The 21860-nt window shown below is 64.1% G+C and carries 19 protein-coding genes; 9 read left to right on the plus strand and 10 right to left on the minus strand.

Annotated elements, in window-relative coordinates; translation table 11 throughout:
• Window positions 1–206: 206 nt before the first annotated feature.
• Both EN859_RS27100 and EN859_RS27105 read right to left on the minus strand, forming a co-directional pair.
• Entirely contained in the window at window positions 207–596 is a 390-nt protein-coding gene (locus tag EN859_RS27100; protein WP_127855798.1) for a cytochrome c family protein, read from the minus strand.
• Window positions 597–630: 34 nt separating this feature from the next.
• Window positions 631–1242, minus strand: a complete 612-nt coding sequence (locus tag EN859_RS27105) for a thymidine kinase (protein ID WP_127855799.1) — start codon at window positions 1240–1242, stop codon at window positions 631–633.
• A 218-nt stretch (window positions 1243–1460) separates the two neighbouring features.
• Here EN859_RS27105 and EN859_RS27110 point away from each other — a divergent pair, with 218 nt between their 5' ends.
• The 4 genes from EN859_RS27110 (at window position 1461) to EN859_RS27125 (ending at window position 5880) form a co-directional block, all read left to right on the plus strand.
• Entirely contained in the window at window positions 1461–2396 is a 936-nt protein-coding gene (locus EN859_RS27110) for a choline ABC transporter substrate-binding protein (RefSeq protein WP_127855800.1), read from the plus strand.
• A 239-nt stretch (window positions 2397–2635) separates the two neighbouring features.
• Window positions 2636–3490: a choline ABC transporter permease subunit gene (choW, locus tag EN859_RS27115; RefSeq protein ID WP_127855801.1), complete on the plus strand. Its 855-nt coding sequence runs from the start codon at window positions 2636–2638 to the stop codon at window positions 3488–3490.
• Window positions 3487–4668 carry a choline ABC transporter ATP-binding protein gene (gene choV / locus EN859_RS27120; protein ID WP_127855802.1) on the plus strand — a complete coding sequence of 394 codons (1182 nt, stop codon included), beginning with the start codon at window positions 3487–3489 and terminating at the stop codon, window positions 4666–4668. The genes choW and choV overlap by 4 nt, the downstream gene beginning before the upstream one ends.
• Before the next feature lie 174 nt (window positions 4669–4842).
• Window positions 4843–5880: an MBL fold metallo-hydrolase gene (locus tag EN859_RS27125; RefSeq protein WP_127855803.1), complete on the plus strand. Its 1038-nt coding sequence runs from the start codon at window positions 4843–4845 to the stop codon at window positions 5878–5880.
• Window positions 5881–5915: 35 nt separating this feature from the next.
• Here EN859_RS27125 and EN859_RS27130 read toward each other — a convergent pair whose 3' ends face one another.
• Window positions 5916–7949, minus strand: a complete 2034-nt coding sequence (locus EN859_RS27130; RefSeq protein WP_245525714.1) for a BTAD domain-containing putative transcriptional regulator — start codon at window positions 7947–7949, stop codon at window positions 5916–5918.
• A 197-nt stretch (window positions 7950–8146) separates the two neighbouring features.
• On the opposite strand from EN859_RS27130, the gene cysK reads away from it, so the two are divergent.
• A complete protein-coding gene (gene cysK / locus EN859_RS27135; RefSeq protein ID WP_127855804.1) occupies window positions 8147–9232 on the plus strand; it encodes a cysteine synthase A in 1086 nt (361 codons plus the stop codon).
• 17 nt (window positions 9233–9249) lie between these two features.
• Window positions 9250–10737, plus strand: a complete 1488-nt coding sequence (locus EN859_RS27140) for an aspartate aminotransferase family protein (RefSeq protein WP_127855805.1) — start codon at window positions 9250–9252, stop codon at window positions 10735–10737.
• 69 nt (window positions 10738–10806) lie between these two features.
• On the opposite strand, the gene EN859_RS27145 is transcribed toward EN859_RS27140, so the two are convergent.
• The 3 genes from EN859_RS27145 to EN859_RS27155 form a co-directional block, all read right to left on the minus strand.
• Window positions 10807–11202: a YciI family protein gene (locus EN859_RS27145; protein WP_127855806.1), complete on the minus strand. Its 396-nt coding sequence runs from the start codon at window positions 11200–11202 to the stop codon at window positions 10807–10809.
• A 73-nt stretch (window positions 11203–11275) separates the two neighbouring features.
• Window positions 11276–12685, minus strand: coding sequence for an ATP-binding protein (locus EN859_RS27150; RefSeq protein WP_127855807.1), 1410 nt, complete (start codon window positions 12683–12685; stop codon window positions 11276–11278).
• Entirely contained in the window at window positions 12682–13398 is a 717-nt protein-coding gene (locus EN859_RS27155) for a response regulator transcription factor (protein WP_127855808.1), read from the minus strand. Before EN859_RS27155 ends, EN859_RS27150 begins: the two co-directional genes overlap by 4 nt.
• 236 nt (window positions 13399–13634) lie before the next feature.
• Between EN859_RS27155 and EN859_RS27160 the strand changes: the two genes are divergently transcribed.
• From EN859_RS27160 to clpS, 3 genes are all read left to right on the plus strand, one after another.
• A complete protein-coding gene (locus tag EN859_RS27160; RefSeq protein WP_127855809.1) occupies window positions 13635–13934 on the plus strand; it encodes a hypothetical protein in 300 nt (99 codons plus the stop codon).
• Window positions 13935–13971: 37 nt separating this feature from the next.
• Window positions 13972–14229, plus strand: coding sequence for a hypothetical protein (locus tag EN859_RS27165; protein ID WP_127855810.1), 258 nt, complete (start codon window positions 13972–13974; stop codon window positions 14227–14229).
• Between the two features lie 388 nt (window positions 14230–14617).
• Window positions 14618–14923, plus strand: coding sequence for an ATP-dependent Clp protease adapter ClpS (gene clpS, locus EN859_RS27170; RefSeq protein ID WP_127855811.1), 306 nt, complete (start codon window positions 14618–14620; stop codon window positions 14921–14923).
• Between the two features lie 43 nt (window positions 14924–14966).
• Here the strand turns inward: clpS and EN859_RS27175 are convergent, their stop codons facing one another.
• The 4 genes from EN859_RS27175 to EN859_RS27190 are packed head-to-tail and all read right to left on the minus strand — an operon-like array spanning window position 14967 to window position 21795.
• Complete coding sequence (locus tag EN859_RS27175) at window positions 14967–17054, minus strand: hypothetical protein (protein ID WP_127855812.1); 2088 nt, start codon at window positions 17052–17054, stop codon at window positions 14967–14969.
• A 3-nt stretch (window positions 17055–17057) separates the two neighbouring features.
• Window positions 17058–19880, minus strand: a complete 2823-nt coding sequence (locus EN859_RS27180) for a DUF4159 domain-containing protein (protein ID WP_127855813.1) — start codon at window positions 19878–19880, stop codon at window positions 17058–17060.
• Window positions 19877–20791 (minus strand): DUF58 domain-containing protein, encoded by a 915-nt coding sequence (locus EN859_RS27185; RefSeq protein WP_127855814.1) that lies wholly within the window; start codon window positions 20789–20791, stop codon window positions 19877–19879. Before EN859_RS27185 ends, EN859_RS27180 begins: the two co-directional genes overlap by 4 nt.
• Window positions 20791–21795 (minus strand): MoxR family ATPase, encoded by a 1005-nt coding sequence (locus EN859_RS27190; RefSeq protein WP_127855815.1) that lies wholly within the window; start codon window positions 21793–21795, stop codon window positions 20791–20793. Before EN859_RS27190 ends, EN859_RS27185 begins: the two co-directional genes overlap by 1 nt.
• Between the last annotated feature and the right edge of the window lie 65 nt (window positions 21796–21860).

Below are 21860 nucleotides of genomic sequence, written 5' to 3' on the forward strand. Positions count from 1 at the left end.
CGGCGAATATATGTGGGGCCTCAGGGGATTGAAAGACGGCAGATGTGGGACGGCACGAAAACAAAAGGTTTCGTTCTGCTCTTGAAAGGCAATGGAGCCGTGGTCTTGGCGTGACTACCGGGCCGGCGTGCTGCACTTCAATTGCGGTTGGACTTTTGGCAGCCGGCGCGACAATCGTATGCACTCTTCCAGCCTGGGGATGCGGCTCAGGGCTTTGGGTCGGCTTTCAGATAAGCGATGACGTTGGCAATGTCGGCGTCGTTGGTCAGCCCGGTGAAGCCCATCTTGTTGCCGGGGACCGTCAGCTTGGGCGCGCTCAGATATTGCGCAAGATTCGCTTCGTCCCAGACAAGGCCGGCAGCGCCGGCGTCCTTCATCACCTGCGAATAGCTGCCGAGGAAGCTTTCAGCCGTGCCGGCGGTGCGGCCGACGACACCCAGCAGATGCGGGCCGATCTTGTCGCGGTCGCTCGCCGCCTCGTGGCAGGCGATGCATCTATTGAAGACCTTCTTGCCGAGCGCGGCGTCGCCGCCGGCATGCGCGGCAAGGATGCCGGCAAGGAAAAAGACACCGGCGGACGAAACGGCTCGAAGCATGGCGGACTCCCGGCTGGCTCTGGCTGGTGCCTTTTCAGGCCTTGGTGAAGCCGATGAAATCGTCGGGCGCTGCGCGGCCTATTTCCTCTTCCCAGTGGCGGCGGCACAGCGAGACATAGACATCCTTGCCGATCGCCACCTGCTCGCCCTGCCTCGCCACCTTGCCGTCCGGACCGAGGCGCACGACCATCGTCGCCTTGCGGCCGCAGCGGCAGATGGTGCGCACTTCGCGCAGGTCGTCGGCAATGGCCAAAAGCGCGCGCGAGCCGGAAAACAGCTTGCCCTGGAAATCGGTGCGCAGGCCGTAGCACATGACCGGGATGTCCAGCCGGTCGGCGATACGGGCAAGCTGCCACACCTGCTCCTCTTCGAGGAACTGCGCCTCGTCGACGAAGACGCAATGGACGGTCGTGTGATCGTGATGCTCTGCCACACGGGCAAACAGATCGTCGCCGTCGCGGAAAATCTCGGCCTGGGTCTCCAGCCCGATGCGCGACGAGATCAGCCCGGTGTCGCCCTTGCGATAGTGGCCGGCGACGAACAGCATCGTCGTCATGCCGCGCTCGCGATAATTGTAGGACGCCTGCAGCAGCATCGTCGTCTTGCCGGCATTCATCGTCGCATAATGGAAATAAAGCTTGGCCATGCTGCCCTTTTAAGCCGACTTGTCCCGGCGCGGGGAGGGGGCGCCAGCTCATTCCACCAAAAAAGCGGCAAACGTGTCGCTGATCGGCCAGCCCGCGCCGTTGATCGTGATTGCCTTAGTGCTTGAAACCGCACCAGAATGGTGTTTGGCTGACGAAACAAGGCGGTAACAAAAACCGTAACTTCGCTTCGCCAAAGAATTGAAATGGGAGAACATTTATGTCGCGCATGAATTCCTTCGTCGCAGGCCTCGGCCTGGCGGCTTTCCTGTCCACCAGTGCAGCCTTTGCCGGCGATCCGGAAAGCTGCAAGACGGTGCGACTTTCCGATGTCGGCTGGACCGACATCCAGGCGACGACCGGGCTTGCTTCGGTGCTGCTTACCGCGCTCGGCTACGAGCCGCAGGTGATCCAGCTTTCGGTGCCGGTGACTTATGCGTCGCTGAAGAACAAGGACCTCGACGTCTTCCTCGGCAACTGGATGCCGTCGATGACCAACGATATCAAGGACTACACGGCTGACGGCTCGGTCGAGACCGTCAGTGAAAACCTCGGTGGTGCTGGCTACGGCATCGTTGTGCCAAACTATGTCGCGGACGCCGGCGTCAAGACGCTGACCGACCTTGGCAAGTTCAAGGACAAGTTCGACGGCAAGATCTACGGCATCGAGGCTGGCAATGACGGCAACCGCATCATCCTCGACATGATCAAGAACCCGGCGGACAATCTCGAAGGTTTCGAACTGGTCGAATCCTCGGAGGCCGGCATGCTGACGCAGGCCGAGCAGTCGATGAAGAACAATGAGTGGATCGCCTTCCTCGGCTGGACGCCGCATCCGGTGATGGGCGCCATGAAGATCACCTATCTCGAGGGCATGGGCGACAGCGGCTTCGGCGCCGCCACCGTGCATACCAATGTCCGCAAGGGCTACATGGCCGAGTGCCCGAATGTCGGCAAGTTCATCGCCAATTTGAAGTTCAACCTGGACATGGAAGGCGAGATGATGGACGCGATCCTCAAGGGCGGCGACGCCAACACGGTCGCGACCGACTGGCTGAAGAAGCATCCCGACGCGGTCACTCCCTGGATCGCAGGCGTGACCACCTTCGACGGCGGTGACGCGGCTGCGGCGGTCAAGACCGCGCTCGGAAGCTGAGCCGACTTGCGTTCGGCATGACCGGACCCGCACATGACCCCGAAAATCGGAATCGATTTTCGGGGTCATGCGCAAAATCAAGGTGCTGCAGCATCCTTCGCGCGTCCAAGAGGACGCGCGGCGCTGTAGCAAGGGCAGCCATCTCAGAAAGGGCTGCCCTTTTTCATATCCTGTGACAAGATGATTTTGCGACGTCACGGCGCTGTTGAGCGGGGCGACGCCGGCGGAAGAGGGGTGCGATGGATCCGATTTCGAAATTCCTGATCGGCTACAAGATTCCGATAGGGGCTTGGGGGAAAGCCTTCTTCGGCTTTCTGACGGATAATTTCGACACCGTCTTCAGGGCCTTCTCCAACGGCCTCAATTTCCTACTCGACGGGCTGGTCGACGGACTTCTGCTGGTGCCGCCGGTCCTCGTCATCGCGGTGGTCGCGCTGCTCGCCTATTTCCTGCAACGCTCGAAGGCGCTCGCCGTCGCGGTCTTCCTCGGATTGCTGTTCATCCTCAACCAGAACCTCTGGAAGCAGACGGTGGAGACGCTGGTGCTGGTGGTTGCCGCCGCCGCCGCCTCGATGGCCATTGGTGTGCCGCTCGGCATCTGGGCCGCGCACAAGCCGAAAGTCTACCGCTTCATGCTGCCGGTGCTCGACCTGATGCAGACGCTGCCGACCTTCGTCTACCTGATCCCGGTGCTGACCTTGTTCGGCCTTGGCAACGCACCCGGTCTCATCGTCACCATCATCTTCGTCATCCCGACTCCGGTTCGTCTTACGCATCTCGGCGTCACTTCGGTGCCGAAATCGATCGTCGAGGCAGGCGAAGCGTTCGGCGCAACCAAAAGACAGCTTCTCTGGAAGGTCGAACTGCCTTCGGCGCTGCCCACCATCATGGCGGGCTTGACCCAGTCGATCATGCTTTCGCTGTCGATGGTGGTGTTCGCAGCCCTCATCGGCGCCGGCGGTCTCGGCACCGAAATCAACCGGGCGCTTGGTTCGCGCAGGATCGACCTCGGGCTTGAGGCCGGCCTGGCAATCGTCGTGCTCGCCATCGTGCTCGACCGGATGACGCGTATTGGCGTTGGAGGCAAGAAATGACCATCGCGGTTGATTTCAGGAATGTCGACATCATGTTCGGCCAGGACCAGGCTGGCGCGCTGGCGATGGTCGATGCAGGCGCGACCCGCGCTGAGATCCTCGAAAAGACCGGCAATGTGCTGGGCTGCGCCGGCGCCAGCCTGACCGTGCATGAAGGCGAGATCTCGGTGCTGATGGGCCTGTCCGGCTCCGGCAAATCGACGCTGCTCAGGGCCGTCAACCGGCTGAATGTCGTTTCCCGCGGCCAGGTCCTGGTCAAGGACGGCGACGGCACGGTCGATGTCGTCACCTGCGATGAGGCGACGCTGAGAAGGCTGCGGCAGAAACAGGTCGCCATGGTGTTCCAGCAGTTCGGCCTGCTGCCGTGGCGCACTGTGGAGGAGAATGTCGGCCTCGGCCTCGAGCTCGCCGGCACGCCGGAAGCCGAGCGCAAAGAGCGCGTCAGGAAGCAGCTGGAACTCGTCCACCTCGACCAGTGGTCGAAGAAATACGCGCATGAGCTCTCCGGCGGCATGCAGCAACGGGTCGGGCTGGCGCGCGCCTTTGCCACAGAGGCGCCGATCCTGTTGATGGACGAGCCGTTCTCGGCGCTCGATCCGCTGATCCGGACCAAGCTGCAGGACGAGCTGCTGCAGCTTCAGGCGAAGCTGAAGAAGACCATCATTTTCGTCAGCCACGACCTCGAGGAGGCGCTGAAGATCGGCACCCACATCACGATCATGGAAGGTGGGCGCATCGTGCAGACCGGCGCACCGGAAGACATCGTGCTGCGACCCGCCAACGACTATGTCCGCGACTTCATCGCCAATGTGAACCCGCTCTCGGTGCTGACCGCGTGGAACGTCATGCGCGACCGCCGCGACCTCGAACATGGCGAAGATGGCTGGGTGTGGCTCGACCGGCGCAAGACGACGCGCTTCAAGATCGACGAGCACGGGCTGGTGGCGGCGGCGGAGCGCGACGGCAAGCCGGCAGTCTGGGTGTCCTGCGCCGATGTCGAAGCCCAGCCCGAGGAGACGGCGCAGGTGTTCTGGGCCAATCCCGGCACCTCGCTGAAGACCGTGATGCTGGCCATGCACCGCTCGCAGACAGCACCCGTGGCGTTGTTCGACGACCAGTCGCGGTTCGTCGGCGCGATCGGGATAAGGGACGTGCTGTCAGCCGTGTTGCGGCGGTAGCCGCTGCCTTTAAGAAGGGCGGTCAGGTCGTGCATCCAATTGGACGCACAAATACTCTCTAACACTATTGAATCTAGGCATCATGCCTTCTGAAATCGATACCGATTTTCAGGCCGATGCGGTAGGATTGACCTGTAGCCGCGCGGATAGCTGCGCACAGGGCAGGGTGACGAGATGATCTTCCGTCAGCTCTTCGACCAGGTTTCAGGCACCTATTCCTATCTGCTTGCCAGCCGCAAGGGTGGCGAGGCCCTGATCATCGATCCGGTGCTGGAGAAGGTCGACCGCTATCTCCAGCTCGTGCGCGAGCTCGATCTCAGGCTGGTCAAGGCGGTGGACACGCACCTGCACGCCGACCACATCACCGGCCTCGGCGCACTGCGCGACAAGACCCAGTGCGTCACGGTGATGGGTGAGCAGACCAAGGCGGACGTGGTCTCGATGCGGCTTTCCGATGGCGACAAGCTGGCCATCGAGGGGCTGGCGCTCGACGTGATCTACACACCCGGCCACACCGACGATTCCTACAGCTTCATCTTGCTGGACCGGGTATTCACCGGTGATACACTACTGATCCGCGGTACCGGCCGCACCGACTTCCAGAATGGCGATCCGCGGCAGCAATACGAGTCGATCTTCGGCCGCCTGCTCAAGCTTCCCAATGAGACGCTGATCTATCCGGCGCATGACTACAAGGGCGAGACTGTCTCGACCATCGGCGAGGAAAAGGCCTTCAACCCGCGCCTGCAAGTGAAGTCGATGGAAGAATACGTCGAGATCATGAACAATCTGAAGCTTGCCAACCCGAAAATGATGGATGTCGCCGTGCCGGCGAACATGAAGGTCGGCCTGCATCAGGAAGAGATCGCGCGGCGCGGATGGGCAGTCACTGCCGTGGAGGCGCTTGCTCTCGTCGGCAAGCCCGATGTCGCGCTGATCGACCTGCGCGAGCACTCTGAGCGAGAACGGCACGGTATCATCCCGGGGGCGATACATCTACCCTATACGCGGTTGCAGGAGAACATCGCTGCGGGCGGCATGCTGCATGAGCTCGCCAGGTCGACCAGCAAGCAACTGCTGTTTTATTGCGCCTTCGGCGAACGCTCAGCCATGGCGGTTCAGGCGGCACAGGATGCAGGGGTTGCGTCGGCCGGCCACATCGAAGGCGGCATCGATGCGTGGAAAAAGGCCGGCGGCCCGATCATGCGTTAGGACCTGCGCCCAGAGGCTGTTTCCGAATATGGAGTTCAGCTCAGCCCGATGCGTTTGGCGCCTTGCCTGAACAGGGCTTGGGCTTCCGGTTCGAACCGGAAGGTGCCGATGAAATCATCGGCGCAGTAATGCGGCAGCGTCTTGCGGATGGCGGCGGCAAAGGTTTTCGCCTCGTCAAGCCGCCCCGCCAGCGCCAGGCAATGGGCGGCTATCGCCAGGATGACGAGATGGGCGTTGGGGCGGGCCGCCGCTTTCAGGGCCCATTCGGAGGCCTCGTCGAACTGGCCGAGCCGGGCAAGGGACATGGCGCGGGCGCCGAGCATGCCGAACAGCAACGGATCGAACGGGCTCAGATGGCGCGAATGGTCGGATGATCCGATCGCGGACTTTGGGTCGCCTGACTGGGAATGCACGAAGGAAAGCGCGTAATGGCCGAGCGCGAAATTCGGGCTTAGGTCCACGGCTCTTTCCAGCTCGAGGAGGGACCCGTCCTGCTCGCCGCGCAGCCACAGCGCCCGGCCCATGGCCCAGTGCGCAGCCGGATTGTGGTCGTCGACCAGGAGGCTCTGGCCGGCGCTTTCGAAGGCAAGAGCGCTTTCCTGTTCGCGATCGCCCCAGCGCTGAAAAGCATTCTGCCAATGAGTGAAGGAGAGGCCGGCATAGGCGCGAGCAAAGGTCGGATCCTGCTTCAGGGCCATGCCGAAGAACTGCTGGGCCAGTTCGTTTTCCGTGCGGGTGAAGCGATACATGTGCCAGAGGCCGCGATGGTAAGCCTCCCAGGCATTCAGCGAATTTGGCGCCTTGAGCATGGCACGGTTGCGCTCGACCGTCGCGATCTCGGCCGAAATCGACGAGACGATGCTGTTGCCGATATCGTCGAGGACGACAAAGATGTCGTCGGGCTTGCGTTCGAATGTCTCGGTCCACACGATTCTGGCCGTACGCACCTCGACGAGCTCGACCGTGACGATGACGCGGCCGGGCAGATTGCGCACGGTCCCGATGGCGACATAATCTACGTTCAGTCGCCGGCCGGCATCCTCCGGCGCGATGTTCTTTTCCGCCAGGGCAAAGACTGACCCACGGGCAATGACGAAGAAATCCCTCAGCTTGGCAAGACGGGTGATGATGTCATGGGTGAGGCCGTCGGCCAGCCCACCGCGAACGCCGCCGGCGTCCTCGACAAACGGCATCACGGCAAGCGAGGCCTTTCTCGAGGTAGTGGCATCGGGATCGGCAAGCACGATTGGTGCTTGGCGTGCCACAAGCGGAACGGCCGGCCGGGCGCATAGCACCGCATCTTGCTGGCCCCGGATCGCCCGCCATGCCTCGCGAACGGGTCCGAAATCCAGGTCTTCCGACTGAAAGAGCTGGGTCGCCGCCGCAAGATGTTCCTCGCACGCGCCGATCTGGCCGCGCTGTGCCAGTCTTGTCAGAAGAGCCACATGCGCGCGCCCGTCGAACGGAGCAAGTTCCAACCATTTTTCGAGATATGGAGACACCTCGTCGGACTCCGCCGGGAGATTGTTGACGAGGTGCTCCAATATGGCGGTGTGGCATGCCCTGAAACGGCGGCGTTGCGCGATCAACCAGCTGTTGAAATGCGGGCTACGGTCGATCTCCAGTCCATCGAGGAAGTCGCCGACGAACATCTTGGACAGTGCCCGCAACCGCTCGGGAGCGAGCGGCTCGATCCCCTCCGTCGCAGCCGAAGCGATCTCGGTAGCATCGATGGAAACGTCACTCAGATCAAACGCGATCGTGTCGCCTGAGGTCTCGATCCTGCGGCGATACGGCTCGTCCAGAATGCCGCGAAGCTTGCTGAGGCACCAGCGAAGCTCGCCCCTCGGATCATTCGGCACATCCCAGAGAAGCTCGCAGAGGCGGCTGCGTCCGACAGCATGCGGCGCGAGCGCCAGATAGGCGAAGAGCGCGCGCAGCTTGCGCGATGCCGGCAGCAGCAGCGAAACACCATCGCGGGCAATCGTCAGCGGCCCGAGCAGGCGCACGCAAAGCCCGGCTGTCACACCGTCCAGGCTCGATCGGGCGGATTCGACGTGCGTTTCCACGCTTGCTCCCACGCTGGCCAGTCGGCCTCTGCTTTATCACCGAATGTGACAAGGTGCATCAGGCTGCGAATTTCCGCGCCGGATGCTGCCATTGCCGCATTGCCGGCAAGTCAGGGAATTGTAGTGCGGCAAGGTCTCGAAACCTCGCCGCCCAAGCCGCTGGTTTGTAACCGGCTCGTGACCCGAGGAGACCAGACATGTTGCATCAGCAGAAAATCAGAACCACGGCCGGTCGCGGCCGGCTGTTCGACAGCATTCTCGATACAGTCGGCGACACGCCGGTGATCCGGATCAACAATCTCGGCCCCTCCCATGCGACGATCTATGTCAAGGCCGAGTTCTTCAACCCGGCTGCCTCGGTGAAGGACCGGCTGGCGCTCAACATCATCGAGGCGGGCGAGCGCAGCGGCACGCTGAAGCCGGGCCAGACCGTCGTCGAGGCAACCAGCGGCAATACCGGCATCGGGCTGGCCATGGTCTGCGCGCAGAAGGGCTATCCGCTGGTGGTGACGATGGCCGACAGCTTTTCCATCGAACGGCGCAAGCTGATGCGCATGCTGGGTGCCAAGGTGGTGCTGACGCCGCGCGCCCAGAAGGGCTTCGGCATGTACATGAAGGCGGTCGAACTGGCCGAAGCCAATGGCTGGTTCCTTGCCCGCCAGTTCGAGACGGAGGCGAATGCCGCCATTCACGAGGCGACGACGGGGCGCGAGATCGTCAATGACTTTGCCGGATCGCGACTTGACTGCTTCGTCACCGGCTATGGGACCGGCGGCACCGTCACAGGTGTCGGACGCGTGCTGCGCCGGGAACTGCCCGAGATCCGGATCGTGCTCGCTGAACCGGCCAATGCGCAGCTCATCGGCAGCGGCAAGGCACAAGAGCGCGGCGCTGACGGCGCGCCGGCCGCCAGCCATCCAGCCTTCGAGCCGCATCCGATCCAGGGCTGGACCCCGGATTTCATTCCGGACGTGTTGCAGGAAGCGATCGACGCCAGCCTCTATGACCAGGTGATACCGATTGCCGGACCCGAAGGCATCAAATGGGCAAGGGCGCTGGCGCAGAAGGAAGGCATTTTCACCGGCATCTCCGGCGGAGCCACTTTCGCCGTGGCACGCCAGATCGCGGAAAAGGCTTCGCCCGGCTCGGTGATCCTGTGCATGCTTCCCGATACCGGCGAACGCTACATGACGACGCCGCTGTTCGACGGCATCGAAGCGGAGATGGATGCGGAGGAGACCGCCCTTTCACTTTCGACGCCCGGGTGTCAATTCGCTGCCTGACAGAGCAGGAGACTGGTATGGACGCCGTGCATGAGGCTGCTGGCATGGTGGCCGAAGAGACGCTCGATCCGCTCGACTGGGCCGATGTCCAGGCCCTGTCGCACCGGATCGTCGACGATGCGGTAGGCTATCTACGCGATGTCCGCGACCGCCCGGTATGGCAGGACATGCCGGCAGCGGTGAAAGACTTCTTCGCCGCACCGCTGCCGCGCTCGCCGGCACGGCTTACCGACGTCTATGGCGAGGTCGCCCGGACGGTGATGTCCTATCCGATGGGCAACATCCATCCGCGCTTCTGGTCTTGGTACATGGGGTCGAGCAACTTCACCGGCGCGCTCGGCGATTTCCTGGCGGCAGTCCAGGGCTCGAACCTTGGCGGCGGCAACCATGCCGCCGGGCTGATGGACGGCCAGGTGGTCAACTGGTGCAAAGAGATGATGGGCTTTCCCGCTTCGGCCAGCGGCACGCTGGTCAGCGGCGGCTCGATGGCCAACATCATCGGGCTGACCGTGGCCCGCAACGCCAAGGCAGGCATCGACGTGCGCGAGCACGGCGTCGCGGCAATCGAGAAGCCGCTGCGTTTCTATGGCTCGGACCAGCTTCACTCCTGCCACCGCAAGGCGATGGAAGCGCTCGGCCTCGGCAACCGGGCGCTGCGCCGCATTGCGACGGATGCCGGAATGCGGATCGACATCGGGGCGTTGCGGGTAGCGATCGCCGAGGATCGCAAGGCTGGCTTCCGGCCGGCCTGCGTGATCGGCACGGCAGGCACCGTGAACACCGGAGCGATCGACGATCTGCAGGCGCTCGCCAAACTGGCGGCGGAGGAAGACCTCTGGTTCCATGTCGATGGTTGCATTGGCGCGCTGATCGCAATCGCACCTGAGAATGCATCTCTGGTCGCCGGCATCGAACGCGCCGATTCGATCGCGCTCGATCCGCACAAATGGCTGCACGCGCCGTTCGAGGCCGGCTGTGCGCTGGTCCGGGACGCATCGGCGCATCGCGGCACCTTCGCGGTGACGCCGGAATATCTGGAATCGACGCCTCGCGGCCTCGCGTCCGGCCAGTGGCTGCACGATTACGGCTTGCAGACGACACGGGGCTTCCGCGCGCTCAAGGTCTGGATGGCATTGAAGGAGCATGGCATCGACAAGTTCGGCCGGCTGATCGACCAGAACATCGCTCAAGCCAGATATCTGGCCTCCCTGATCGCGGCCGAACCGGCACTCGAACTGATGGCGCAGACCACCGTCAACATCGTCTGCTTCCGCCATCGCGCCAAGGGGCTGTCGGCCGAGCGGCTGAAAGTCTTCAACACCGAGATCATGCTGAGGCTGCAGGAAGAGGGCATCGCAGCCATTTCCGACACGACAGTGCACGGCCAGCACTGCCTCAGGGTGGCGATCACCAATCACCGGACCCTGCGTGACGATCTGGAGCTTCTGGTGCGCGAAACGATCCGCATTGGCAAAGAGATCATAGGCGGGGCTGCCTTACTCTGACCGGCGGCTGCCAGGCAGCGATCCCCTCGTCCGGCTCAGCCGCCGGTTGCGATGCGCTGCCGGAAGCGGTTAGGCGCCTTCGACCGGCCCTTCGGTGACGGGAAGCGGCGCGCCGGGAAGATAGAGCAGGATGGGGCGAATCTCGTAGACAGCAGTGGGGTTGGCGCGCCGCAGGTCGCGCGCTGCAGCTATGGCCTCATCGCGCGTGGCGCAGTCGAGGACATAGAAGCCCAGCAGCTGTTCCTTGGTCTCGGCAAAGGGACCATCGGTGATCATGCCGTCTCCCGGACCGCGCAGCGTGACGGCGCCAGCGGTCGGGCCGAGCCTGGCTGCCGGCCCGAGCGCTCCCTCGCGGGTCAACCGGTCATGGACCTTGTGCAATTCGCCCATCAGCGCCGCATCCTCCTGCGGCGTCCAGGACTGGACCGTCTGTTCGACGTGGTAGGCCAGGATAGCGTAAAACATGAAGCGGTTTCCTCGTGCCGATCGGTCGCACTATGGCAAGGATGAAGTGGTCGATCCAGCCCCGGCGTTCGGTTCAAGCCGCTAGCGGCAAGCGCAGTTCCGTCAGCAGGCCGCCCCCCGGATGGTTGGACAGGCTGACCTCGCCGCCGATGCCGCGAGCGATGGTGCGGGCGATGGTCAGGCCAAGACCAAGGCCGCCGGTCTCGCGGTTGCGGGACTGTTCCAGGCGCACGAAAGAGCCGAACACGGCGTCGATCTCAGCCTGCGGTATGCCAGGTCCCTCATCTCGGATGGTGAGCGTGATCATGTTTTCCGATTGCCGCAGGCTGAGGTGCGCTTTCTTGCCGTAGGTCACGGCATTCTGGACGAGGTTGGTGACGCAGCGCTTCAGCGCCACCGGCCGCGCGATGCAGATCAGGGCGCGCGACCTTGTGCCGTCATTGTCGAACGAGACCGCCTCGAAGCCGTCGGCGACCGACTCCACCAGCGACCAGAAATCGATCCGTTCGCTCTTCTCCTCGGTCACCTCGAAAGTGGCAAAATCGATGACCGAGCTGGCAATGCTCTCGATGTCGGCAAGGTCGTGGGCGAGAGCCTCGCGAACCGTCGATTTCCGCAGCAGTTCGAGGCGCAGCCGCATCCGGGTCAGCGGCGTGCGCAGGTCGTGCGCGAGCGCCGCCGCGAGGTGCTCGCGATCCTCGACATAGTCGCGCAGCCGCGCCTGCATGACATTGACCGCCTTCGCCGCAGCACGGATTTCGCGGCTGCCTGTCTCGGCGATCGGCGGGCTCTTCAGGTCGTTGCCGATCCGCTTCACGGCCGTTTCCATCATCCGGTAAGGAGCGGTCAGCCGGCGCAGCGACCAGATCGACATGATCACCACCAGCCCGGCGATGAAGGCATAGAGCGGCAGGCTGTCGAAGCTCAAAATCGGCCCGACCGGAGTGTTCGGCTCGGTGAAGTTCAGCCATTGGCCGTCGGCGAAGCGCAGCGAAGCCGTCAGCTTGTCGCTCTGGGCGAAATTGGCCGCCAGCACCAGAAGGTCGCGCTCGACCTGGCCGACATCCTTGTTCATGACCACGCCGCCGGGGGCGTCGGCTTCGCGTGTTGCCGGATCGCGCCGGACCCGCGCGTCGGTGATGCCGAATCTCGACAGCCGCCCGACCAGTATGTCCTCCAGTTCGGCCAGTTCGTCATCACCCGCAATCGACGAGGCGACAGCGGGTGTGCCCGAAACAGTGAGCGCATAGGTGGAGTTGAACAGACCGGACGCGATGGCCTTGCGCTGTTCGGGTGCGGCGTCATGCATCAGCTGCACCAGCGAGTAGGCGCGGTCGTTGAGCCGGTAGAGATCGACTATGTCATTGGCGGCGGCGCGGTCGCGCGAGACGATGTAGAGGGTCGCGACCTGGCTGATCAGCAGGCCGGCAATGACGATCAGCAGCACCCAGACGGGCAGGGTTTGTGGCAAAAAGCGTCTCATTCGGAGGTCGTTTCGGGGAGGAACTGGTAGCCGCCGCTGCGCACGGTCAGGATCAGTTTCGGCGTCTTCGGGTCGTCTTCCATCTTGCGCCGCAGCCGGCTGACCAGGATGTCGACGCTGCGGTCGAAGCTGTAACCGCTGTCGCCGCCAGAGAGTTCGATGAGTTGGTCGCGGGTCAGTACGCGCTGGGCGCTCTTGACGAAGGTCTGCAGGAGGTTGAACTCCGCCATCGTCAGTTCGACGCTGACATCGCCCGGCGCCTTAAGCCGGCGGCGCGAGCAGTCCATCGTCCAGCCGGCGAAATGATAGATCTGCTTCGTTATGGGCCGTCGCGGTTCGGCGGCGCCGTTACGCCTCAGCACAGCACGGATGCGGGCTAACAGCTCGCGCGGATCGAATGGTTTTGGCACATAGTCGTCGGCGCCCATCTCCAGGCCGACCACGCGGTCGGTGGTTTCGGTGACCGCGGTCAGCATGATGATCGGCGTCGAGTAATTGGCGCGAAGATCGCGGCAAAGCTCCAGCCCGCTTTTGCCGGGCAGCATCACATCCAGGACGATAAGATCCACCTGCGTGAGGCGCAGGGCAGCCTCCATCTCGATGCCGTCGGCGGCAACCGTCGTGCGCAACCCCCGCTTCTGGAAGAATTCCTGAAGCAGGTCGCGTATGCCCTTGTCGTCGTCGACGATCAGTATGTGTGCGTCGGATTTCACAGGAGCCCTGTCATCATTGGTGGCCAAACCGTCACGCGGTCATCACCCACACGATAGAATTCGGGCCATATGTTGGCCAGTGGCGATGACAGGACCAAGGGTGGGCCGCCAGAAACAATCCAGAAACAAAATTCTACAATCCGGAAAAACTTCTGAAAAAATTCAAAGGCATAACTGGTGTCGTGGCGGTCAGGTCATCGGCTGCGACACTGGCTTACGGGTTCACGGACAGACCAATGCAAAGGTTCTCGATCAGCTTGATGGGTGCATTGCTCGGCATTTCGCTCGTCACGGCCGCGGTTGGAGAAACCGACGCAAAGGCGGCCATCACCCGCAGCGAGCGTTGCAGCAGCGTCAGCCGCCAGGTTGACGAAGCCCTCGAAACCCATGCCGCGGCAACGCAGGTCACCGCGGCGAAGGCACTTCAAAGAAAGGGAAACCGGTTCTGCGCCAACAAGAAACAGGCACAGGGAATCCGGATGCTCGCGAACGCTTTGAAGCTGCTTGGAGTGACACCGATCGACCCCGTTCAGTGACGCTCAAATCCGGCCTGCACAAGAAAGGAAACGAACCATGAAAAAGTCCCTCCTCTCCGCTCTCGGTCTCGCTATCGCGCTTGCTTTCTCGATGCCGGTTCTCGGCACCAGCAGCGCCAACGCTGCTGCGACGACCGCGGCTGCGACCACCACGACGACCGCGCCGGCGGCTGCGCCCATGAAGGCTGCTCCGAAGAAGGTCGCCAAGAAGACCGCCAAGGCGGCCTGCAAGGTGACCAAGACGCACAAGTGCCCGGTCAAGCACACCGCCAAGAAGGCCGCTCCCAAGGCCTGATCCAGGCTGGCACAGATAGCCTACACAACAAGGCCGCTCCAGCCGCAATTCGGGTGGAGCGGCCTTGTGGTATCGAACAAGCGCCGTCTGATCGTATCCAATGCGTGGCTGACAACCACCGGCCCTTGTGATTGCCGCCTCGTCCCGGCTCATTTGGCCATCGTCACGCCTAACGCAATCGCAATGCCGGCCCGGTGGGACAACAGCACGGCAATTCCGGCTCGCCGCATCTTTGGCCGCCAGAGCCGTTGAACGACAACGCACTGCTCCTAAATTTGTGAATGATCGCGCAGCCGGAAAACCGTCTTGCGCGCCGATCAAAATAGACGACAGCTTTCGTACATGACAAAATGAAAGCGAAATTCTTGCGTGCAGTTGCCAGTTGCCGATGCCTGAGATCGTCACCAAACCTCGCACCAAAACGAAGCCGCAGATCGAACGGCCGAAGCTCTACAAGGTCATCCTGGTCAATGACGATTTCACGCCGCGCGAGTTCGTGGTGACGGTGCTCAAGGCCGAATTCAAAATGAGCGAGGACCAGGCGCAGCGCGTGATGATCACCGCGCACCGGCGCGGCGCCTGTGTGGTTGCCGTCTTCACCAGGGACGTTGCCGAGACCAAGGCGGCGCGGGCGACCGACGCCGGCAAGGCCAAGGGCTACCCGCTGCTGTTCACGACCGAGCCGGAGGAGTAGGGGCCGCTTTTCACCACCGACTCCCATTGTAGGTGAGGGAGCGCTACCGCCCCTCGCGGTACCACATTGAGCCCATTGCCAAAAGCAGCAGGCCAAGGCCGAGGAAGCCGCCGAACAGCGGTACGCGCGAGACGGCTTTCAGCACGCTGTCGTCGGTGGTGCGGAGCCCGATCCAGTCGTTGCCAGAGGCAGCGCCCGCGGAGCGGACCGGTACGATCGAAGGCAGCGTCACGCCGCTGGTAAGGTTGCCAAGCGCGGATGACTGAGCCAGCCGGCGCACGCTGCCGCCGGTGGCTTCGGCAGGCGCTTTCAGCCGGCCCTCGGTGGAGATGACGTCGGTGAATTCCGGCGCGTTGACCGGGCCGACATGGGCAAGCGCGGTCAGGTCGCCATTGCCGACCTGATAGAGGCCGATCTCGCTGGTCTCGACGCTGCCCAGGAAAACGCCAGGTTCGGATTTTTCGAGCTTGACGGTCAGCGCCTTGCCGGACGGCGTGATCACCTGGGCCGGGCCAGGATCGTCGCTCATCGTCTGGCGGCGGATTTCCAGTACCATGCCGCGGCCGTCGGCGGTCAGCCGCTCCTCCTCCAGCTCAGGCTCCTTCATCAGCCAATGGGCGATGCGCCGGTAGAGCTGGACATGCGGGCCGCCGCCCTCAAAGCCGCGCGCCCACAGCCAGCCCTGGTCTGACAGCAGCATGCCGACGCGGCCTTCACCCTTGTGGTCGAGCAGCAGCAGCGGACGGTTGTCGGCGCCCTTCATCACCACCTCGCCCTCGGGATTCTCGACGCCGATGGTGCGGAACCAGCGGCTCCAGTGCGGCGGGTCGGTATTGGAGCCGTCGAGCCCGCGCGTCACCGGATGACGCTGGCCGAGATCGGTCAGGCGCGGATAGAAGGCCTTGTCGATGACGTCGCCGGTCGGCATCGCCGGCAGTGCCGACATCAGCGGCGTGCGGGCGATCGAGCTCTCGCCGGCATATTCGGGTCCCGCAGCAATCAGCAGCGCGCCGCCCTTTTCGACATATTCGGAGATGTAGTCGTAATAGAGGATCGGCAGCACGTCGCGGTGCTGGTAGCGGTCGAAGATGATCAGGTCGAAATCCTTGATCTTCTCGACGAACAGCTCGCGCGTCGGGAAGGCGATCAGCGACAATTCGTTGATCGGCGTACCGTCCTGCTTTTCCGGCGGCCGTAAAATGGTGAAATGGACGAGGTCGACCGAAGCGTCGGACTTCAGCAGGTTGCGCCAGGTGCGCTCGCCGGCATGCGGCTCGCCGGAGACGAGCAGCACACGCAAGTTCTCGCGGATGCCGTCGATCAGTGCGATGGCACGGTTGTTGGCATCGGTCAGCTCGCCCGGCTCGCGGCCGATGGCGAGTTCGACGATGTTGCGGCCGGCGTTCGGGATGGTCACTTGCAGCGGCATCGGCTGGCCGATGGTGGCATGCTCGACCGCGACCTGTTCGCCGTTTACCGACACGCGGACATCGACAGGGCCGGTTTCGTTGTCGGTGGCGATGACGCGATAAGTCATGTCGAGCGGCTTGCCGACCAGACCGAAGCGCGGCGCATTTTCAAGGCGGATGCGGCGATCCTTCTCGTGGTCGTTGCCGGTGATCAGCGCATGCAGCGGGGCGTTGAAGTCGGGAGCGCCGGCAGGCGCGTCGTGCACCTCGCCGTCGGTAATCATGATGGCGCCGCCGATGCGCGACGGCGGCACGTCGCGGAAAGCGCTTTCGAGCGCTGAAAACAGCCGCGTCTCGGTGCGTTCCTCAGCGGCTTCGGATTTGCCGGCCTCGACGACGTGGACGTCGAACTGCTTGAAACGGCCAAGGCGCTCCTGGATCCCGGCGAGGGCCTCGTCGGTCTGCTTGCCACGATCGCCGATGTCCTGGCTCTGGCTGCGGTCGACGATGACGGCGACGACGCTTTTCAGCGCCTCGCGTTCTTCGTCGAGGAAAACCGGGTTGAGAAGGGCGGCGCCCAGGGCGAGCAGGGCGGCGAAGCGGAAGATCGCGCCGCGCTGGCGAAACCACAGGCCGACCAGCGCCAGCACCGCCAGAGGCACCAGCACGGCGGCAAGCAGCTGCCAGGAAACCAGCGGTTCGAAGGAGATCGACCAGTTCATGGGTTACTGCCCCAACCGTTCGAGCAGCACGGGCACATGAACCTGATCGGATTTGTAGTTGCCGGTCAGCATGTACATCATGATGTTGACGCCCGCGCGCAGCGAATAGATCCGCTGCATCGGATCGGACGGCACGGTCGGCAGCATCGGATCGCCATTCTCGTCGACCGCCCAGGCGCCGGCGAAGTCATTGGCGGTGATCATGATGGGCGAGACGCCGTCACCGACGCGCACTGGGCGGTTCTCGGCATTGCTGGCGTCGAGCGACGCCTCGACCCACAGCGGGCTGCCGGCGAAGCGGCCGGGAAATTCAGGAAGGATGAAGAAGGACTTGGTCAGCACGTGATCCGACGGCACCGGCTCCAGCGGCGGCACGTTGAGATTGCCGAGGATGTCGCGCAGCCGCTCCGTCGCCGGGCTGGTCGAATCCGCGCCGATGCCGTTGGCAAACTGATCGCGGGTGTCGAACAGGACGGTGCCGCCTTGCTGCATATAGGCGTCGACGCGGGCGATTGCGGCTTCGCTCGGCATCGGGGCGGCGGGGTCGATCGGCCAGTAGATCAGCGGGTAAAAGGACAGTTCGTCCTTTGAAATGTCGACGCCGGCAGGCGCTCCCGGTTCGAGCGCGGTCTTCTCGATCAGGAAGCGGGTCAGTCCTTCGAGCCCGGCGCGGCTGATCGAATCGACGCCCGGCTCGCCGGTCAGCACATAGGCGATGCGGGTCTTTGAAATGTCCTCGATCGCGCCGGCATCGCCGGGCTTGGCGTCGTCGGCGCGGGCGAAGTCCGTGTGGCCGAACAGCGCGCCGAGCGCAATCAGCAGCGCGGCCGTGGTTGCGGCAGCGCCGGTACGGCGCGGCCGGCGCGACAACAGGCCGCCCATCCAGAACACCGCCAGCGTGTCGAGAGCCATCAGCACAAGAGCAGCCGTCACCAGCGGACCTTTCAGATTGTGCGATTCGTCATAGGCATACTGCACGGTGGTGACCGGCACCGTGACCTGCGGGCGGGCCAGCGGCGCAAAGCTGCTCGAGGCATCGAGCAGATTGTGGGCGAAGACGCCGGTGTCGGAGCCGTAAAGGCCGGGCGGATTCTCGAACGTCACCGGCCGCGGGCCGGCACCAGGCACAAGCGGCCTGGCATCCGGGGTCGGCGGCACCAGGGTGCCGTCGGCGGCGATCATGCGATATGGCGCCAGCGAGGTGGCGGCGGCTTCGGCATTGGCAACCGCCTGACCCTGATTGCGCGACAGTTGCACGATACGCCGCAGCATCTCGACGAAGCTGCCGGAGATCGGCAGGTTCGACCAGGTCGCCTCCGGCGTGACATGGAACAGGATCAGCGTACCCTTTCCCTTCTTCAGCCCGGTCACCAGCGGCGTGCCGTCGGCGAGTGTGGCCCAGGTGCGCTCGACGATATCAGGCGTCGGCTCCGCCAGCACCTGTCTGGTGACGGTGACCTCGGTCGGCGGCGCCAGATCGGCGAAGGGACCGCTCTTGGGGAATTCGGTGACCGGCTGCGGCGTCGTCCATGACAGCGCGCCGCCGAGCGAGCGCTCGCCGGTGCGCAACCTGACCGGTAGCAAATCGTCGTCGTTGCCGGCTGCGGCCAATCGCGAACCGGCAAACCGCACCAGGGTGCCGCCCTTGTCGACCCAGTCGCCCAGCCTTTGCCGGACCTGCTCCGGAATGATGCCGACATCGGCCATGATGATCATCGCCGGCTTCTGGTCGAGCAACTGCGGGATGGCGTCGGCAAGGTCGGCGCTCGATGGTTCGACCAGATCGGCAAACGGCTGCAGCGCGCGGCGGATGTAGTAGAGCGGCGACAGAAGCGGCTGCGCCTGGTCGGCCTCGGCTTGCGACAGCAGTCCGACGCGGCGGCGCTTGGAGCTCTCGTCGAGCACGCGGACGGCGCCGGCGTGCCGCTCGCCATCGAGCGCGATCGAGGCGAAGTCGTTGCGCAGTTCGAACGGCACCGCCATCGTGCCGGTGCCGGTGGCTTCGCCCGGTGCGAAGGTCAGCGTCGCGTCGGCGATGCGGCGACCCTTGTCGTCGAAGGCGCCGGCGGTGACCTGCGCCGGTGGCGGATCGCCCGGTGCGCGGATGGCGGTCAGGGCGAAGCCGTCCACCTGGTTGTCGGCGTCGGTCAGGCCGGTCAGGGAAAGCCGGTCCGAGGTGGCCCAGACGACACGCGCGGCGTTCTTCGACAACAGCGTGTTGAAGGCAGCCTCGTCGCCTCGCGCGGCCAGGCCGTCGGCCAGTACGGCAACGCTGGCGCCGGGCAGGTTCTCCAGGGTTGAAGCGACGCGGGCGTAGACGCCGGGTCGGTCGGTCGGGATCGGCCGCGGCTTTGCCGCGCGTAACCGGTCGAGGGCGGTGGCAGCATCGAACGGGCCGATGTCGGCATTGGGTTTTTCCGCGGTAAAGGCGATGATGACGGGAATGCCGTTCGAGCCGGCGTCTGCGATCAGCCGCTCGGCGGTGGCGACGCGCTTGCCCCAGTCGGCGGCGCTCGCCCAGTCGTTGTCGATGACCAGCGCAAGGGCGGCCCCCTCGGCCGGCAGCTTTTCGCGCGGATTGAAGACCGGTTCGGCCAACGCAACGATAATAAGGGCGGCCATCAAGAGCCGGAGCAGCGTCAGCCACCATGGGCTCTGCTTCGGCGTCTCTTCGCGCCTCAAAACGCGAGCCAGGATCCTTAGCGGCGGAAAGACCTCCGTCTGCGGCCTCGGCGGCGTGAGCCGCAACAGCCACCAGATCACCGGCAGCGCCAGGAGGCCCCACAGCACCATCGGCGCACCGAAGGAGAGCGGCAGCCAGCTCATGCGCTGATCTTTCCGGCGTAACCGCCGTCGGCGGTCATCGCCATGTGCAGGCGCACCAGAGCCTCTGAGGCGAGGTGGTCGGTGTGGTTGAGGGTAAAGCTCCAGCCGAGCCGTTTGCACCAGCCGGCCAGTTCCTGGCGGCGGGCCGTGTAAAGCAGGCGATATTCATCGCCAAGCATTTCGGCGCGCCCTGCGGTCAGCTTGTCACCGGTCTCGGGATCGGTGAATTCGGTACGCCCGGCATAGGGGAAGTTCTCCTCGGCTGGGTCGGCGACCTCGACCAGGTGAGCGCGCACACCGTGGCGCGCGAGCACATCGAGCCAGGCCTTGGTGTCTTCGACCGGATCGAGGAAATCGCTGACGATGACGATGTCGGAGAAGCGGCGGATGCCGGAAAGGTCGGGCTTTGCCGGCAACTTGCCGGCATGCGCGAGCTGCGCCGCGATGCGTTCGGCACCGTTGCGGGCAGTGAACGGGTCGGTCAGGCCCGGCCAGGCGATGCGCTCGCCGCTGCGCGACAGAAGCTCTGCCATGGCCAGCACTAGCACGAGTGCACGGGATTGCTTCGAAACGGTGGCTCCGGTCGACTTGTAGAGCATCGACGGCGAGGGATCGGCCCACAGCCAGACCGTGTGGGCTGCCTCCCATTCGCGGTCGCGGACATAGGTGTGGTCGTCGCGGGCCGAGCGGCGCCAGTCGATGCGCGAGGAATCGCCTTCGACATAGGGCCGGAACTGCCAGAAATTCTCGCCGATGCCGCGCTTGCGGCGGCCATGCCAGCCGGCGATCACCGTGTTGACGATGCGGCGTGCCTCGACCAGCAGGTCGGGCACCAGCGAAGCCCGCAACCGGCCACGGGCGAGCGCGTCGCGCGTCGATACCGGTGCCGGGACCTCGCCTACGCGTGCCATCAGATGCCTTTTGCCAGTTTCGCCACCACGTCGCGCACCGTGATGCCTTCAGCGCGGGCAGCGAAGGTCAGCGCCATACGGTGTTGCAGCACCGGCTCGGCCAGCGCGCGGATGTCGTCGACGGAGGGCGCCAGTCGACTGTCGTAGAGCGCCCGCGCCCGGGCGCATAGCATCAGCGCCTGGCTGGCGCGGGGGCCTGGGCCCCAGGCGACGTGTTTGTCGGTATCGGCATTGCCCCCGCCGGGGCGCGCCGAGCGCACCAGCTTGAGGATCGCCTCGACGACGCTTTCCGGCACCGGCATGCGGCGGATCAGTGTCTGGACCTCCTTCAGCCGCACCGGCTGCAGCACGTTTTCGGCCTTTGCATCCTCGATGCCGGTGGTTTCCAGAAGGATGCGGCGCTCCGCCTCGATTTGGGGGTAGAGGATGTCGACCTGCATCAGGAAGCGATCGAGCTGCGCTTCGGGCAAGGGATAGGTGCCTTCCTGCTCCAGCGGGTTCTGCGTCGCCAGCACATGGAACGGCGCCGGCAGATCATAACGGGCGCCGGCGATGGTGACGTGGTATTCCTGCATCGCCTGCAGCAGCGCCGACTGGGTACGCGGCGAAGCACGGTTGATCTCGTCGGCCATCAGCAGTTGCGCAAAGATCGGCCCTGAGATGAAGCGGAACGAGCGCTTTCCGAATTCGTCCTGCTCCATCACCTCGGAACCGAGAATGTCGGACGGCATCAGGTCGGGGGTGAACTGGATGCGGCGGGAATTGAGACCGAGCACGACGCCCAGCGTATCGACAAGCTTGGTCTTGGCGAGGCCCGGCACGCCGACCAGCAGGGCATGGCCGCCGGCCAGCAGGGCCACCAGTGTACGCTCGACCACGCTTTCCTGGCCGAAGATGACACGGCCGACGCCGTTGCGGACCCTGGAAATATCGGCCAGGGCCTTTTCAGCCTCGGCGATCATGTCCTTTTCGCTTATCGGGCTTTCCTTGATCATCACGCTCATGCAGCATCGATCCTTATGGTTGGAAATACCGGCTTGCACCATTCAATGCCGCAGAATGCCGCGAT

Origin of the sequence: Mesorhizobium sp. M00.F.Ca.ET.216.01.1.1 (assembly GCF_004010325.2) — a bacterium.
Classification (GTDB): domain Bacteria; phylum Pseudomonadota; class Alphaproteobacteria; order Rhizobiales; family Rhizobiaceae; genus Mesorhizobium.